The sequence below is a fragment of the Arthrobacter alpinus genome, assembly GCF_001294625.1.
Lineage (GTDB): Bacteria > Actinomycetota > Actinomycetes > Actinomycetales > Micrococcaceae > Specibacter > Specibacter alpinus_A.
This window is the reverse complement of sequence record NZ_CP012677.1, coordinates 3,591,217-3,607,261: the sequence shown is the minus strand read 5'-3', so window position 1 is coordinate 3,607,261 and position 16,045 is coordinate 3,591,217. Positions and strand designations below refer to the sequence as shown.

At 62.5% G+C, this 16,045-nt stretch carries 15 protein-coding genes; 3 read left to right on the top strand and 12 right to left on the bottom strand.

The annotated features are described in order from the left end of the window. Window positions 1-110: 110 nt before the first annotated feature. The 4 genes from AOC05_RS16425 to AOC05_RS16410 all read right to left on the bottom strand — a co-directional run bounded on the left by AOC05_RS16425 (window position 111) and on the right by AOC05_RS16410 (window position 5,941). Window positions 111-2,600 carry an ATP-dependent Clp protease ATP-binding subunit gene (locus tag AOC05_RS16425; RefSeq protein ID WP_062008423.1) on the bottom strand — a complete coding sequence of 830 codons (2,490 nt, stop codon included), beginning with the start codon at window positions 2,598-2,600 and terminating at the stop codon, window positions 111-113. A 184-nt stretch (window positions 2,601-2,784) separates the two neighbouring features. Further along, window positions 2,785-3,114 (bottom strand): histone-like nucleoid-structuring protein Lsr2, encoded by a 330-nt coding sequence (locus AOC05_RS16420; RefSeq protein ID WP_062008413.1) that lies wholly within the window; start codon window positions 3,112-3,114, stop codon window positions 2,785-2,787. Window positions 3,115-3,379: 265 nt separating this feature from the next. Next, the gene (gene lysS / locus AOC05_RS16415) at window positions 3,380-4,828 is read right to left on the bottom strand and encodes a lysine--tRNA ligase (protein WP_062008411.1); all 1,449 of its coding nucleotides are present in this window, start codon (window positions 4,826-4,828) and stop codon (window positions 3,380-3,382) included. Window positions 4,829-4,960: 132 nt separating this feature from the next. Further along, window positions 4,961-5,941, bottom strand: a complete 981-nt coding sequence (locus tag AOC05_RS16410) for a LacI family DNA-binding transcriptional regulator (RefSeq protein ID WP_062009938.1) — start codon at window positions 5,939-5,941, stop codon at window positions 4,961-4,963. Window positions 5,942-6,168: 227 nt separating this feature from the next. Between AOC05_RS16410 and AOC05_RS16405 the strand changes: the two genes are divergently transcribed. Genes AOC05_RS16405 through AOC05_RS16395 form a run of 3 tightly spaced genes read left to right on the top strand, consistent with a single transcriptional unit; the run spans window position 6,169 to window position 9,523 of the window. Beyond that, the gene (locus AOC05_RS16405; protein ID WP_231687133.1) at window positions 6,169-7,167 is read left to right on the top strand and encodes a nucleoside hydrolase; all 999 of its coding nucleotides are present in this window, start codon (window positions 6,169-6,171) and stop codon (window positions 7,165-7,167) included. Further along, window positions 7,164-8,594: an MFS transporter gene (locus AOC05_RS16400; RefSeq protein ID WP_062008409.1), complete on the top strand. Its 1,431-nt coding sequence runs from the start codon at window positions 7,164-7,166 to the stop codon at window positions 8,592-8,594. Before AOC05_RS16405 ends, AOC05_RS16400 begins: the two co-directional genes overlap by 4 nt. Next, window positions 8,591-9,523, top strand: a complete 933-nt coding sequence (locus AOC05_RS16395; protein WP_062008407.1) for a ribokinase — start codon at window positions 8,591-8,593, stop codon at window positions 9,521-9,523. The genes AOC05_RS16400 and AOC05_RS16395 overlap by 4 nt, the downstream gene beginning before the upstream one ends. Before the next feature lie 64 nt (window positions 9,524-9,587). Here AOC05_RS16395 and panC read toward each other — a convergent pair whose 3' ends face one another. The 8 genes from panC to folP form a co-directional block, all read right to left on the bottom strand. Next, window positions 9,588-10,520, bottom strand: coding sequence for a pantoate--beta-alanine ligase (panC, locus tag AOC05_RS16390; protein ID WP_062008405.1), 933 nt, complete (start codon window positions 10,518-10,520; stop codon window positions 9,588-9,590). Window positions 10,521-10,580: 60 nt separating this feature from the next. Next, complete coding sequence (locus AOC05_RS16385; protein ID WP_230085409.1) at window positions 10,581-11,504, bottom strand: Rossmann-like and DUF2520 domain-containing protein; 924 nt, start codon at window positions 11,502-11,504, stop codon at window positions 10,581-10,583. After that, window positions 11,494-12,993 carry a PH domain-containing protein gene (locus tag AOC05_RS16380; protein WP_231687132.1) on the bottom strand — a complete coding sequence of 500 codons (1,500 nt, stop codon included), beginning with the start codon at window positions 12,991-12,993 and terminating at the stop codon, window positions 11,494-11,496. The genes AOC05_RS16385 and AOC05_RS16380 overlap by 11 nt, the downstream gene beginning before the upstream one ends. A 35-nt stretch (window positions 12,994-13,028) precedes the next feature. Beyond that, on the bottom strand, window positions 13,029-13,559 hold the full coding sequence (locus AOC05_RS16375) for a PH domain-containing protein (RefSeq protein ID WP_230085408.1): 531 nt from the start codon (window positions 13,557-13,559) through the stop codon (window positions 13,029-13,031). Further along, window positions 13,552-14,067: a DUF3180 domain-containing protein gene (locus AOC05_RS16370; RefSeq protein WP_231687131.1), complete on the bottom strand. Its 516-nt coding sequence runs from the start codon at window positions 14,065-14,067 to the stop codon at window positions 13,552-13,554. Before AOC05_RS16370 ends, AOC05_RS16375 begins: the two co-directional genes overlap by 8 nt. Before the next feature lie 104 nt (window positions 14,068-14,171). Then, window positions 14,172-14,705 (bottom strand): 2-amino-4-hydroxy-6-hydroxymethyldihydropteridine diphosphokinase, encoded by a 534-nt coding sequence (gene folK / locus AOC05_RS16365; RefSeq protein ID WP_062008401.1) that lies wholly within the window; start codon window positions 14,703-14,705, stop codon window positions 14,172-14,174. Continuing rightward, the gene (gene folB, locus AOC05_RS16360) at window positions 14,702-15,088 is read right to left on the bottom strand and encodes a dihydroneopterin aldolase (RefSeq protein ID WP_062008399.1); all 387 of its coding nucleotides are present in this window, start codon (window positions 15,086-15,088) and stop codon (window positions 14,702-14,704) included. Before folB ends, folK begins: the two co-directional genes overlap by 4 nt. Then, window positions 15,085-16,041 (bottom strand): dihydropteroate synthase, encoded by a 957-nt coding sequence (folP, locus tag AOC05_RS16355; protein WP_062008397.1) that lies wholly within the window; start codon window positions 16,039-16,041, stop codon window positions 15,085-15,087. Before folP ends, folB begins: the two co-directional genes overlap by 4 nt. Between the last annotated feature and the right edge of the window lie 4 nt (window positions 16,042-16,045).

Here is a 16,045-nt window from a genome sequence, read left to right as displayed (position 1 = left end):
GGGCCACTGGCCGCCGTGACTAGGGGCGCACGCAGTCAGGGGTTAAAGTGCGACGGGCTCGACCACCGGTGGTCGAGCCCGTCGAGACCCTCTACTGGGCCATGTGTTTCCTACGCGGAGGCCGCGATGGCGTCCGGGATGTGCGGTTTGGCCGTGCCCACGAAGGTGAACTTCGCTTCGTCGCCTTCGCCCTCAACATCCACCGCCACGATGTCGCCGTCCTTGAGTTCGCCGAAGAGGATCTTCTCGGAGAGGTGATCCTCAATCTCACGCTGGATGGTGCGGCGCAGCGGCCGGGCACCCATGGCCGGGTCGTAGCCACGTGTGGCGAGCAGGACCTTGGCCGCGGGGGTGAGCTCGATGCCCATTCCCTTGTCAGCCAAACGGCTCTCCAAGCGTGCAACCATCAGGTCGACAATCTCGATGATCTCGTCCTGGGTCAGCTGCGGGAACACCACAACATCGTCCACACGGTTCAAGAACTCGGGGCGGAAGTGCTGCTTGAGCTCCTCGGTGACCCTAGCTCGCATCCGGTTGTAGCCGGTTTGCGTGTCGCCACCGGATTGGAAGCCCGTGGCCACTGACTTGGAGATGTCGCGGGTACCCAGGTTGGTGGTCATGATGATGATGGTGTTCTTGAAGTCAACCACCCGGCCCTGGCTGTCAGTCAAACGGCCGTCTTCGAGGATCTGCAGCAAGGAGTTGAACAAGTCGGCGTGCGCCTTTTCAACCTCATCGAACAAAACCACGGAGAACGGACGGCGCCGAACCTTCTCGGTCAGCTGCCCACCCTCTTCGTAGCCAACGTAGCCGGGAGGGGCACCGAACAGTCGTGAAACCGTGTGCTTCTCCGAGTACTCGGACATGTCAAGGGTGATCAGGGCGTCTTCGTCACCGAACAAGAACTCGGCAAGAGCCTTGGCCAGCTCGGTCTTACCAACGCCTGTGGGACCGGCGAAGATGAACGAGCCACCGGGGCGCTTGGGATCCTTGAGTCCTGAACGGGTCCGGCGAATGGCCTGCGAGATGGATTTGATGGCCTCATTCTGGCCGATGACGCGCCTGTGCAGCTCGTCTTCCATCTTCAGCAGACGCGTGGACTCGGCTTCGGTCAGCTTGAACACCGGGATGCCCGTGGAGTTAGCCAGAACCTCGGCGATGAGATCCTCATCGACCTCGGAGATGTCATCGAGTCCACCGGACTTCCACAGGCGCTCCTTCTCTGCCCGGGCGGTGATGAGTTTCTGCTCGTCATCGCGCAAGGCCGCGGCACCCTCAAAGTCTTGGGCGTCGATGGCGTCTTCCTTGCGCTTTTTCACAGCCGCAATTTCGGTGTCCATCGCCTTGAGCTCTGGGGGTGCGGTCATGCGGCGGATACGCAGGCGGGCACCGGCCTCATCGATCAAGTCGATAGCCTTGTCAGGCAGGAACCTGTCGCTGATGTAACGGTCGGCCAAGGTGGCCGCCGCCGTCAGGGCGCCGTCGGTGATGGACACGCGGTGGTGGGCCTCATAGCGGTCACGCAGACCCTTGAGGATTTCAATGGTCAGCGGAACGCTGGGTTCGGGCACCTGGATCGGCTGGAAGCGGCGCTCAAGTGCAGCGTCCTTCTCAATGTGCTTGCGGTACTCATCCAAGGTGGTGGCACCGATGGTCTGTAGCTCGCCGCGGGCCAGCATCGGCTTAAGGATGGAGGCTGCGTCGATGGCGCCTTCGGCGGCACCGGCACCCACCAGCGTGTGAATCTCATCGATGAACAAGATGATGTCACCACGGGTGCGGATTTCCTTGAGCACCTTTTTCAGGCGCTCCTCGAAGTCACCTCGGTACCGCGAGCCTGCCACTAGGGAACCCAAGTCAAGGGTGTACAGCTGCTTGTCCTTGATGGTTTCCGGCACGTCTCCACGGACGATGGCTTGCGCCAGGCCCTCAACGACGGCGGTCTTACCCACACCGGGTTCACCGATCAGAACAGGGTTGTTCTTGGTGCGGCGCGAGAGGATTTGCATGACGCGTTCCATCTCATGCTCGCGCCCAATGACAGGGTCAAGCTTGTTTTCCCGGGCAGCCTGGGTCAGGTTTCGACCAAACTGGTCAAGGACCACTGAGCCAGCGGGCTGGCCTTCAGGCTGGCCGCCGCCACTGGCAACCGGCTCCTTGCCCTGGTAGCCGGAGAGCAGCTGGATGACCTGCTGGCGCACACGGCCCAGATCGGCTCCAAGCTTCACCAGCACCTGCGCGGCAACGCCCTCACCCTCACGAATCAGCCCAAGCAGGATGTGCTCGGTACCAATGTAGTTATGGCCCAGTTGCAGGGCCTCACGCAAAGAAAGTTCAAGAACCTTCTTGGCGCGCGGGGTGAACGGGATGTGCCCGCTGGGTGCCTGCTGTCCCTGCCCAATAATCTCCTGGACCTGTTCACGGACACCGTCCAGCGAAATGTTCAAGGACTCCAGGGCCTTGGCGGCAACACCTTCACCCTCATGGATGAGGCCGAGCAGAATGTGCTCCGTGCCAATGTAATTGTGGTTGAGCATGCGGGCCTCTTCTTGGGCCAGCACAACAACACGTCGGGCTCGATCAGTAAATCGCTCAAACATTTCGCCACACTCCTTTTACTGCGTACTTTGATGCTACGCAGTGCGAGGCGATCATGGGGGCTTGTTCGCCACAGGGGAAATATCTTGTTGCCCGCTTCCCTGGAGTTTAAGTACGACGGCGAGATCACTTGATGCTGTGATCTCGCCGTCGTACTAGTCTCAGTGCCTGCTATTTACGCCGTTTTCAGCCCTGGGCCGCGTAGTACGCTTCACGAATTTCAGCTTGAATGCGGCCGCGTTCGTGAACTTCGTAACCGTTCTGCTTCGCCCACTGGCGAATTTCGCTTACATCGCTCTTGGCCTTCGGAGCGGCGGGTCCCCTTCCGCGCACCGCCCGGCCGCCTGCACGTCGTCCTGCAGCAATGAACTTCGCCAATGCCTCACGCAATGCTGCAGCATGGTCGGCGGAAAGGTCAATCTCGTAATTGATCCCATCCAGGCCGAATGTGATGTTTTCATCTGCGGGACTCTGGTCAATGTCGTCAACTAGGGTGACATGAATCTTCTGTGCCATGGGGATTAATCGCCTCACATTTGATTGGAGCTCGTTTGCTTCATCATAAATTATGGTTCGAAAAAACACTCAAGTCAAAGAATTAGTTATGAGATCTTACTTTGACGGAAGTTCGCCATTGCTTTCCGACTCGCGTTCGGCCTGCGCCAACGCGTCCCGTTCTGAACGATCGGCATTGAATATTGCCTTCATGGCGAAGTAGAAAAGAACTCCAACACCTAAAGACGGGAGGATAACTGCAACATATTCCATATTCGCGCCGCTTCTACTCGGGTTTCATCAAAGGAAAGAGGATGGCCTCACGGATTCCAACACCTGTAAAGAGCATCACCAAGCGGTCCACGCCCAATCCAAGCCCACCCATGGGCGGTGCCCCGTATTCCAGGGCGCGCAGGAAATCTTCATCCAACTGCATGGCCTCGGGATCGCCCGCCGCGGCGGCCAGGGACTGCTGCGTGAGGCGGTCGCGCTGGATAACAGGGTCGATCAGCTCCGAGAAGGCGGTGCCAGTCTCCCGACCGTCAATGACGAGGTCCCAGGCTTCAATGAGATTGGGCTTGCTCCGGTGTTGCCGGGCCAACGGCTGCGCTGACGGCGGATAGTCGCAAACGAAGGTGGGCTGGATCAGCGTTGGCTCAACAATTTCGCCAAACAATTCAACAACCAATTTCTCGCTATCCCAGGCCGGGTCAATTTTAACCTCATGCTTTGCCGCGATGGCATGCAATTCGGTGGCAGTTGTATCCGGGGTGATTTCCTGTCCAACCATGTCGCTTAGCCCCTGATAAACAGGCAACCAAGGCCATTCACCGTCGAGGCTAATGGGGCCTCGATCAGTTTCAATGGTGCGCGAGCCGACGGCATCGGCGGCAGCCAAAATGATTCGCTGCATGGTCTTTGCCATGGTGAATTGGTCACCGTAAGCCTCGTAGGCCTCAAGCATCGTGAATTCGGGGCTGTGCGTGGAGTCAACGCCCTCATTGCGGAATATGCGCCCCACTTCGAAGACTTTATCCATGCCGCCAACCACGGCACGCTTGAGATATAGCTCAATGGCAATACGCAATGTCATTGGCTGGTCAAAGGCGTTCAGGTGTGTTCGGAATGGCCGGGCTGCGGCTCCACCGTGCATGAGCTGCAAAATGGGGGTTTCCAGCTCAATGTAATCCTCGCCGTGGAGGGTGTCGCGAATGGCCTTGACAATGGCGGAGCGGGTTCGCACCTGCTCGCGGGCGTCGTCGCGAACGATCAAGTCAACGTAGCGTTGGCGCACCCGCATCTCCTCGGAGAGGTCGGCGTGCAGTACGGGCAGGGGGCGCAACGCCTTCGACGCCATTTGCCATGCGTCGGCCAGGATGGAGAGCTCTCCGCGGCGGGAGCTGATGACTTCACCGCGTACAAAGACGTGGTCACCAAGGTCCACGAGCGCTTTCCAGTCCGCCAGTGATGTCTCGCCGATATTGGCTAGCGAGAGCATGACCTGCAGGCGGGTGCCGGCACCTGATTGCAAGGTGGCGAAGCACAGCTTGCCGGTGTTGCGCACAAACACGACGCGGCCGGTGACGCCCACAGCTTCCCCCGTGGCCGAATCAGCTTCCAGTTCCGGGTATTTTTCCCGGATTTCTTCAAGGGTGTGGGTCCGCTCGACACCAACCGGGTAGGCCTGTTCACCTCGCTCCAGCAGCTTGGCACGCTTTTCCATCCGGACACGCATCTGCTCGGAAGCGTCACTGGGCTCTGGGGTCACATTGTTTTCTGCACTCACAGTTAAATAGTTTAGTTGGTGAATCTGAATGAACCCTCCGTGGCGGCTTTGGGTGTGCGGGTTTGGCCCGTTGATCACTCTTTAGCTTGCGGTAACAGTGGAGCCGCGGACCACCAATGTGCTCTCAAGCATCAGCCCGGGTACCGGAATCGTTTCCCCGGCCAGCAGCCGCAGCAGCTGCTGCCCGGCCGCCCGTCCCAGTTCGTTGGCGGGCAGGTGCACTGTGGTGAGCCCCGGGTTGGAAGTCTGCGAAAAGGGAAGGTCGTCGAATCCTGTCACAGCCAATTGTTGGGGCACCCCCAACCGGGCCACGCGTGCTTCCTGCAGCACCCCATAGGCGTGGGTATCAGTGCAGCAGACGACGGCGGTGACCCCTTGGGCTGCCCAGCCGGGCCACGCCTGGGCAAAGGCAAGCGCACTGGCGCCCATGTCAATGGTGGTGGCCACGTCCGCCGCCACACTGATGCCGTGGACGCGGGCGCCACGGTAGAAGGCCTCCCTGCGAACGCGGAACGTTTCGGTGCCCGTCACGCTGTCAATGTAGGCGACAGTGCGGTGGCCAAGCGAGGCCAGATGGTCCGCCAACATTCCGGCACCTTGGGCCACATCAAAGTTCACCGACGGGGCGTCGCTGGCGACCCCTGCCGCATCCATCAGCACCATGGGTCCGGCGGACGGCAACTCGGCCAGGAACTGGGCGCTGGGAGCATCCACGAGCAGACCTGCCGGGCGTAGGGAGAGCAGGTTCCGCACATCGGCCGGCGATGGTGTTAGCCCTGCGTCGGTGACCGAGAGTAGCAGTTGATACGCTTCCCCGATAGCCTCGCGGACACCGGCAATGACGTTGGCGAAGAACGGGTTGGAGACGTCAGGGGCCACCAGGATCACAATGTTGCTGCGGCCCTTGGCCAGGGAGCTGCCCAAGCCGTCAACCACGTATCCGAGCTCGGCCACCGCTTCTTGGACCTTAGCGATGTTCTCCGCGGACACCCGCCCGGCCGTCTTGCCGTTCGTTACCAAGGAAACCGTAGCTGTTGAGACCCCTGCCCGGGCGGCGACCATGGCAGCCGTGGCGCGTCCCACGCCGGCACCAGGGATGGTATAAGGGGGATCTGTGACCGGGCGCATGCATCGATAGTAGCGGGTGCGGGACGGATTACCGCCGCCGCAATGGGTCAAGCGCTTGACGAAAGTCACGTTAAGCGCTTGACGTAATGCTTGGACGGATGCCAAACTTGGCTGTACTCACCCCGGCCACTCAGTTCGGCCCCCAAAGACGTGGAGAAAAAGTGAACACGGCATTGAACAACCCCGCCGGCAACAAGCCCGGGACGGCCACCGCACCCCGGAAGATCATCCTGGATTGCGACCCCGGCCACGACGACGCCGTGGCCCTGCTGCTGGCATATGGCAACCCCAACATCGAGCTCCTGGCCGTCACCACAGTGGTGGGCAACCAGACACTGGAAAAAGTCACCCGCAATGCCCTTGCTGTCGGCACCATCGCCGGCATCACCGGTGTCCCGTTTGCCGCCGGCTGCGACCGGCCCCTGGTGCGGAACATTGAAACCGCCCCCGACATCCACGGCGAAAGCGGCATGGATGGCCCGACCCAGCCCAAGTCCACGATCGAGCTGGACCGGCGCCACGCCGTCGACCTCATCATTGAACTGGTCATGGCCCACGAGCCGGGCACCATCACCTTGGTCCCCACCGCGGGGCTGACCAACATCGCCATGGCGGCTCGCAAGGAACCGCGCATTGTTCAACGCGTGAAGGAAGTTGTCCTCATGGGTGGCGGCTACCACGTGGGCAACTGGAGCCCGGTGGCCGAATTTAACATCAAGATCGACCCGGAAGCCGCTCACATCGTGTTCAACGCCGGGTGGGAAGTGGTCATGGTGGGCCTGGATCTCACCCATCAGGCACTCGCCACCCCCGACGTTGTGGCCGCGATCGAGGCAGTCGGCACCAAGCCGGCCAAGTTTGTCATGGAACTCATGGAGTTCTTCACCAAGACGTACAAGGACGCCCAGGGTTTCGACTACCCGCCGGTCCACGACCCCTGCGCCGTCGCCTACGTTATCGACCCGAGCGTCATGACCACCCAGAAGGTGCCCGTGGACATTGAGCTCACCGGCACCCTGACCCTCGGCATGACAGTGGCCGATTTCCGTGCGCCCGCCCCCGCCGATTGCAAGACCTCCGTCGCCGTGACGCTGGACCACGCAAAGTTCTGGAACATGGTCACCGACGCACTCGTCCGCATTGGCGAAGTTGACGCATGAGCACCGCAACTGCCAAGCCCGGGATACTCAGCAAGCCCGGTAACATCACTGCCTTGATGGTTGCACTGCTCGCGGCCTGCGTGGCCTTCCAGCTCAATGCCTCCATGCTCAGCCCTGCCCTGGTCACCATGGGCGAGGAACTCAACGCCAGCCAGGCCGCAATTGGACTCTCGCAGACCTGGTTCTTCACGGCCGCCGCCGTCTTCTCACTGTTCCTGCCGCGCCTGAGCGACATCGTGGGCCGCAAGAAGGTCCTGCTCGGCATGATGGTCATGATGGCCGTCGGCTCCATCATCTCCGCCATGGCACCTGACATCACGTGGCTGTTCGTGGGCCGCATCATCCAGGGCGTCAGTGGACCCACGGTTCCACTTGCCCTGATCATGCTCCGTTCCGCCGTGAAAGACCCCAAGAAGTACGGGGCACTCATGGGCCTGATCACCGCCGTCAATGGTGGCATTGCCGGCATTGACTCCTTCGTAGGCGGCTACTTTGCCGAACACTTCGGTTTCCGCAGTATCTTCTGGCTCATGGTTGTCATTGCCGCCGTCGCGACCTTGCTGATCGTGTTCCTGGCCGGGGAATCCAGGCCCGGCGAGGGCACCAGGATGGACTGGCTGGGCGTGTTCTTCATCGTCGTCGCCGTTGGTGCCTTGCTGACGGCCTTGAACGAGGCCACCAAGCTGGTGGGCGGCATCACGACAGGTCCGCTGGTGACATCCGTGGCCCTGGCCGTTGTCGCCGTCGCCGCCTTCATGGCTTTCTGGGCAGTGGAAAAACGTTCCTCACACCCCATGGTGGAAACCGTGCACCTGCGCCAGCGCGCCACCTGGGCCCCACTGCTGACCACCACCTTGACCATGACAGGTATCTTCGCCGTCATCAACGGCATTGTGCCGGCGTTCGTCCAGGCGTCCGACCCCGGTTTCGGGATTGGCGCCACCCAGATGAGCCTGCTCATCCTGACCCCGTACGCTCTGCTTGGCTGGGTCTTTGGCCCCATCACCGGACGCCTGGCCCCCGTGCTCGGCTACACCAAGATGCTGCGGATCGGCTTGCTGGGCAGCATTGCCGCCCTCGCCATCATCGGCTTCCTGGGTCTGCACAGCCTGCCGTGGATGATCGCCGGCACGGTCTTGCTGGGCATCATGTATGCCGGTACCGTGAACATCATGCTCAACGGCCTCGGCGTGGTCCTGTCCCCCGCTGGCAACCCCGGCTTCCTGCCCGGCATGAACGCCGGCGCCTTCAACCTAGGTGCCGGACTAAGCTTCCTGGTGCTGCCGGCCATTTTGGTGGCCACAGCACCCTTGTGCGCGCACGGCTCCTACCTGACGGTGGTCATCGTGGCCCTGGCCATCACGGCTGCAGCATTCGCCGCTTCGCTGCTGGTGCCCAAGCCCGTTGATGCGGAGGTAGCACCATGACCGCGGCCCGCATTGTGGTAGCGGGTTCACTCAACGCCGACCTGACCATCTATTGTGATCGGCTTCCGCTGCCCGGGGAAACCCTTCACGGCCACGGATTTGCTGTAAACCCCGGCGGCAAGAGTGCCAACCAGGCCGTGGCTGCGGCCAGACTCGGCGGGGACGTAACCTTGCTCGGTGCCGTGGGCCAGGACCCCAACGGCGACATGCTGGTGGCCTCCACCGGCGGGGCCGGGGTTGACGTCAGTCACGTCCGGCGCGTTACCGAGCCCACGGGTGTTGCCGTCATCTCCGTGGAGGACAGCGGCGAAAACTCCATCATCATCTCCGCAGGCGCCAACGGGACACTCTCCCCTGCCGCCATGGTCCCGGCCCTGTTCACTGGTGCCGGCGTTGTCTGCCTGTGCCTGGAAGTCCCGCTGGACACGGTGCAGGCTGCCGCGCAGGCCGGGCACGACACCGGAGCAACCGTGTTGTTGAACCTCTCCCCGTACGCACCGGTTCCGGACGCATTGGCGCTTTTGACCGATGTCCTGCTGGTCAATGCGCACGAGGGTTCCCAGTTCCTGGGCGGTTTTCAGCTGCCCGTCAGCGACTCACCGGCCATTGCCTGGCATGATGTGCTTGAAGAATTTGCCCGTCACGGCCTGTCGCAGGTTCTGCTCACACTGGGCGCCCATGGTTCGGTGGTGCTCGATTCCACGAACTTTGCCGAGCCCGTAGTCCGCATTGCACCAACCAAGGTCGACGCAGTGGACACCACGGGAGCTGGCGATGCCTTCACCGGAGCCGTGGCCGCACGTCTGGCCGCCGGCGACACACTCGCTGAGGCCGCCCGCTACGCATCCGTCGCGGCCGCCCTGGCAGCCACGAAGAGGGGCACGCAGGCCGCATACCCCTCCGTTGCACAGGTGGCCGCGCAGTTGTAAAGTCGTGACCTCGCAGCTCGAGCCCTTAAAGCCGATCTTTAGGGCGCGAACTGCGAAGTCGCGGCTACCCCAGGGGCTGGTTGTCGATGAGCCTGACCGGGCCCACCTTTGCGGCGATGAGTGCCAGCGCCTGGCCGGTGAAAGGGGTGTCCTGGCAGTTCTCGGCCCGGACGGCCAGTGTCTGCGGATGCACCACTTCCAAATAGTCCAGGTCCACCCCGGGTGCACTGTGGACCAGGGCCTCGACGGAGGCGATGTCGAGGGGTTCGTGCGCAAGTGCACGCCGTTTCAGCAGGCGCAGCGCACGGGAAAGCACCAGGGCGGAGTCGCGCTCCTCCCCCGAGAGGAAGCGGTTGCGGCTGGACAAGGCCAGGCCATCCTCGTCACGGACGGTAGGCACGGCCACAATGTCCACCGGAAAGTTCAGGTCAGCCACCATGCGCCGCACCAGGGCCAGCTGCTGTGCGTCCTTCTGGCCAAAATACGCCCTGTAGGCGTGCCGGCCATCCTGGCCCGCGGGGGCAAGCCCCGTGTCCGGACGGCCAACGTGCAAGAGTTTCGCCACCACCGTCAAGGCACCGTCAAAGTGCCCGGGCCTTGAGGCACCCTCATACAGCTCGCCGAGTTCTCCTGCCGTGACCCGAACGCCAGGCTCACCACCCGGGTACATCTCCTGCGCCGACGGGGCGAACATGATGTCCACGCCGGCCTCGTCAAGAAGCGCCAGGTCCGCCTCGGTGGTGCGCGGGTAACGAGCCAAATCCGTGGCGTCACCAAATTGCAACGGATTGACAAACACGCTTACCACCACGACAGCGTTTTCTCCGAGCGCCGTTTTGGCCAGTTCCGCGTGCCCTCTGTGCAGGGCACCCATGGTGGGCACCAATCCCAACGTGCCGGGGGTGCGCCCAGACGCCTCACCCCGTACGTCTCGAGCCAACAAGTCGGCGCTCAAGGCCTTCAGTTCTGCAATGGTAGAAACCACTGTGATGCTCATGCTCAATCGCTACTTTCTACTTATGGATTTGGGCAGTTCGCGGATTCCGTGCTGTCAGGTTCAGTTTTCGGGCGAATCTGCGGCGTGGCCGTCGTCCTCGGAGAGGGCGGCCTGAATGCCCAGGTACGCCTCGGCGGACAGTTTTCCGCGCCGTGCAGCACGCGCCGCCGTCGCCGCAGACAGTGCCAAATAAGCTTCCACGATGTCCGCGGAGCCAGTATCCAAGGCATGTTCGCGCAGCGCCTGGGTGTGGGCCTGCACTGTTCCGGCGTCGCCACGCGCCACAGGACCCGTCAGTGCCGATTCCCCCCCGGCCAGGGCGTTTTCCAGGGCGGCCCGCAGCAGCGGGCCCAGAACCTGGTTGGGTGACTCCACTCCGATGTCACCGAGGATCTGCGCGGCCTGCGCCACGATAGTGACCAGGTGGTTGGCCGAATGGGCCAGGGCCGCATGGTAGAGGACACGGTCAGCCTCGGCGATGACCACCGGCTCGGCCCCCATCTCCACCACCAACGCTTGTGCGATGGGCAGCATGGCGGCTTCTGCTGTGATGCCGAACGTGCAATCCACCAGGCGGGTCAGATCCAGGCTCATCCCGGTGAACGTCATGGCAGGATGCAGTGCCAAGACAATACCGCCGGCGGCCTTCACAGGGGCCAGGACAGACACGCCGTACCGTCCGGAGGTGTGCGCCACCAGCTGGCCCGTTTGCCAGGCCCCAGTTTTCGCCAGACCGGCCACCAGATCCGGCAGCGCGTCGTCAGGGACCGCCAGCAATACCAACTCGGAGCGATCCACTATGTCCGGGATCTCTAGAACCGGAACTCCGGGTAGCAGCAATTCGGCACGGTCCAGTGACGCCTGAGAAACAGCTGAAACGCCGACGACGGCGTGCCCTGCCGCCCGCAAGGCGGCCCCCAACACGGCCCCGACCTTCCCTGCACCAATAATTCCAACGCCGAGGCGTCCAGGCTTAATCGCCACGATGTTGCTCCTGAAAGTTGTTCTTCGGATAAGGGGCCTGCATAAGCTCGACCACCGGGGGCTCGACCACCGCCGGGGCAAGCCAGCGCTCGGACGAGTGGAGGCGGCGGGCGGTTGCGGCCCGGGCCGCTTGTTCGTCGAAAAGTTGGCGGCCGTTAGCCAGGGCCATGTGGCGCACCACTGGCCGGATGGGGCCCACTGTGGAGTGGAGCTCGAAATCGACCAACCCGAGTACTGCCATGAGGGGGCCCTGGCGCAGGCTGATGGATTGGGTGCGCTCGTGCGGGACCACCTGAAGGCGGCGGAAGATGATCCCGTGGCGGCACAACAACGCCGTTTCGGTGGCCCGGAACGCGTTGTACCTCCACGTGAGGGGGTCGATCCAGCGCGCGGACCGTGGCGAGTGGACAAAGCCGTGCTCCGTGGCGGGTCCGCGCAGACCGGCGGTAAAGACCTCAAAGGGGTTCTCAACCCCGGGATCCGGGAACACCAGCCCAAGGACGGCCATCACTTCATCGATGGTCCCGGCAGGTAGCAGGACTGTCCGTGAGCCGTGCTCCGAGTTCTCGTGACCGTAACCGGCCACGTTGACATGGACCCGGTACCAACCAAAGGGCCGCCACAGCGGGCCCTGGCTGATACCAACGGCCTGCACCCGCCCGGGCGGGATAGTTTGCGCCCGGGTTTCCAACATGCCATAATGCAGGCGAACTCCGTCGGGTGAGAGCGCCACCCTGAAGTTAAAGTCGCCGGTGATGGCTTTCCAATAGGCGGCAACAAAGCCAAGAAGGATCGGGAAGCCAGCGAAAAGGAGACTGGTTTCCTTGAACCATATGGCCAGGGCAACAATGGGAGCCAATGTTAGGGCAGTGGCAACCGTAAGGCTGCCGAACATCACCGAGCCGATAATCCGTCCTGGTGAGAGCGCCAAGATAGCTGTCTCCGGTGCCTCCGCAACAGTCGACGGGGCGTCGGGGTCAATGACGGCCCCTGACGCCCGGGCCAGGATGGCCGCACGCAACCGTTTGGCCTCATCCAGTTTGAGGAAAGACAGTCTCATGGCCGACTTCCCGCCGTCGGCCACATCAAATTTCAGCTCGGCGAGCCCGAATGCACGTGCCAGCAGGGGCTGCACGACGTCGATCGCCTGGACCCTGTCTATCCGAGCACGGCGTTGCTGGCGGAAGATCACCCCGGAGTTGATGTGGACGTGCTGGTCGGTGACCTGGTAGCGGGTGAAGCGCCAAGACAGGAAGAAGCTGAAACCAAAAATCGCCACCACCACAACCACTACCGCGAGGATGAGCGCTGCGGGAGCGTTGCTCAAAACAGGACCATTTGACCCGGTGGTGAACAGAGAATCGAGGGTGTTCCGGCCAAAGATGAACAGCACTGCCGCGATGGCGACCCAGCTGCGAACCAGGGGCGAGACAGGGTGGACCCGGTGCCACGTTTCCTCGCCGTCGGTGTGAAACCGCCCCTCTACCAAGTGCTCGGTCTTCCGGGGGTGTGGTTGTTGCCCGCTCACAGCCCGGCCAGTTTCGCCTCACCGCGGGCGGAAAGCTGCTCGCGCAGCCGGGAAGCCTCCGCGGCAGGCAGCCCAAAGATTATGGCATTGGTGCCGGGCGAGGCCGTGTGCAGGTGAATGCTGCTCAGGCCGAGCATGCGTTCCAGCGGGCCCATGGTGACATCCACGTATTGCATCCGGCCATAGGGGACCACCATGACGCGGTGGAACATGATGCCGTGACGGATCAGCAGGTCCTCATTACGTTCGGCATAGCCAATGGCCCGCACTTGGCGGGGCACCAGTAACAGCACCCACAGCACAATCAGCAAAACCACGGCAGGGACGCCCCAGGCCAGCCAGGCCGGGTAAGTACCCCACACCCCTGTAAGCCGCAGGACAAGCGGGAGCGCGCCAATGGCGAGGAACACCAGCCCGCCCAGTCCGCGCTCAATGAGGCGGGCGGGAATGAGCTTGTCAGAGACCTGCAAAAACCTCACGTCACTGGGGTCAATGGAAGTGACGGTGCCTTTCATGGTTTTAGGCATACCCTTCCTTCCCATGCGTTTCGCGCTTCTCCTTGGGCTCGGCACCCAGCTCGGTGTCGTCGGGGGGAAGTTTGCAAAACCGCTCCACCACAACACCCGTGGCAACCATGCACAAGCCACCAGCCATCATGGCCAACAGTTGCCAGACGATACCAAGGTCAGCGCGCATCGAGATGGTGGGAACCTGGTTCAACAAGATGCCCAAATGCCAGCCGAACAAAACCGCGCCGGCGTACGCACAGGCCTGGGCCAGGACCACTGTCCGCGCTGCCAGCAACGGGTCCAGCTCCTTGTCCCGTTTCCCGTCGCGCCAGCGGCGGACCTTGAGCCCAAGGATCCAGCACACCACCACGATCAATCCCATGGTGATCAGCGAGCTCAGGGGCAAAACTGGCAAGGCCATGCTGGCGCGAGAGGAAAGCACCGTGCCAACCCAACCAAGCACGGCCAGGACGACGGTTACCACAATCAACCATGCAGGCCGGATGGTCCGCATTGTGCTCTTCATGTTTTTGCCTCACCAAAATGCGTTGGGACTACTGGCTCAACCGTAGCCGTTTTTTCTACCGGGCGCCGCGATATTCGATGGTCTAGATGCGTCGGAGCAAGGACCTAGCCTTGCGGGTCTTCCGGTTCCAAGGACACAAGCTCCGCATGCACGATCCCGCGCATATCCGGTGCTGCGGCCGCCAGTTCAGAGACCAGGTGACCGGAAAGGACTGCTTGCGGGTCCATCAGCGCCCACGGATACAGCACAAAGGCCCGCTGGGCTGCACGCGGATGCGGCAGGGTCAACACGGGGTCTTCGCTGACAACGTCCCCATAGCTGATGACATCGACATCCAGGGTCCGTGCCGCCCAGCGGACCTCACGAACCCGATGATGTGCCAACTCAACGCTCTGGCAATGCGCTAAAAGTTCATACGGGTCAAAGGAGGTGTCCACCGCAATGACCATGTTCAAAAAGTCCGGCTGTCCCGGCGGCCCTCCCACAGCCGTAGTGGAGACCACAGGGGAAACATCCACCAGGCGGACTTCCGGGCGGTCCACCAGATCGCCGACGGCGGCCGACAGTGTGCCACGCCGCTCACCGAGGTTGCTGCCCAGGGCCAGGATGGCGCGCGTGAGCGGGCGGGTGGCGCTCACGCACCGCTCCCAGCGGCCCTGCTACGGAAGACCTTGATACTCACGTCTCCAAAGGGCACCTGGATGGGCGCCTTGGGCTTGTGCACCGTCACTTCGACGGCGGACACGACGGGGAATCCGGCCAGGATCGCCTCGGCGATGCGCACCGCGAGGGTCTCGATCAGGGCGTGGGCGTCGCCACGTATTAGCGCCACGATGGTGTCTGCCACGTCTCCATAGTGGGCTGTCTTGGCCAGGTCATCCGTTGCAGCGGCCGCACCGAGGTCCGCGTGCATCACCGCGTCCACCACAAAGGGTTGGCCGTCGCGTTTTTCAAAGTCAAAAACGCCATGGTAGCCAATGGCGGTGATCCCGGAGAGGGTGATGGTGTCAGCAGGGTTCACTGCGTGTCCTGGCCAGCGGCAGCCAACCGTGCTGAACGATTTTGCTTTCCCAACAACTGGCGGGCGGCGACCTTGGCAGCGTCCAGGCTGGCGCCGACGTCGTGCACGCGAACACCCCAGATACCTTGCGCCGCGGCAAGGGCGGTGGTCGCTGATGTCGCGTCGTCACGCTCCTTCGGCGCCGCAGCCTTGCCGGCCGTGGTGAGCAGTGAGCCCAAGAAGCGTTTGCGCGAGGTGCCGACCAGCACCCTATTGCCCATAGAAACCACCGCATCAAGGTTGGCCAGCAATTCCCAGTTCTGCTCGGCGTTCTTGGAGAAGCCGATACCCGGGTCCAGGATGAGCTGCTCCGGCTTGACACCGGCGGCGTAAAAACGCTCACGGAGTTCGCCCAGTTCCCGCACCACGTCGTCCACGACGTCAGTGTATTGGGTCAGTGAATCCATCGAGCGGGAGTCCCCGCGACTGTGCATGAGCACGTACGGGACCTCACGTTCGGCGATCAAGGCGATCATGTCGGGGTGCACATTGTTGCCGGAAACGTCATTGATCAGTCCGGCGCCTGCGTCCAGCGCTAAGGCGGCGGTGGAGGCGTGGCGGGTGTCCACACTTACCAGCGCGCCAGCCTTGGCCAGTGTCTGGATGACCGGCAGGATGCGCCGCTGTTCCTCCAACTCGTCAACTTCTTGCGCGCCGGGGCGGGTTGACTCGCCACCGACGTCAATGATGTCAGCTCCGCCGTAGTACATGCGCAGACCGTGCGCGATGGCGGTGTCGACGGAGTTGTACTCGCCCCCATCGCTGAAGGAATCGGGGGTACAGTTCAAGATCCCCATGACCACGGCGCGGTTGGTGGGCAAGCTGGCATACGACGCGAAAGCGGTCCTGGCCCGAAGAACTGGCAGCGGTGTTGTTGCCGGCCCGGTTCCGGGTGCGGCTGCGAGGGAATCCATTGTG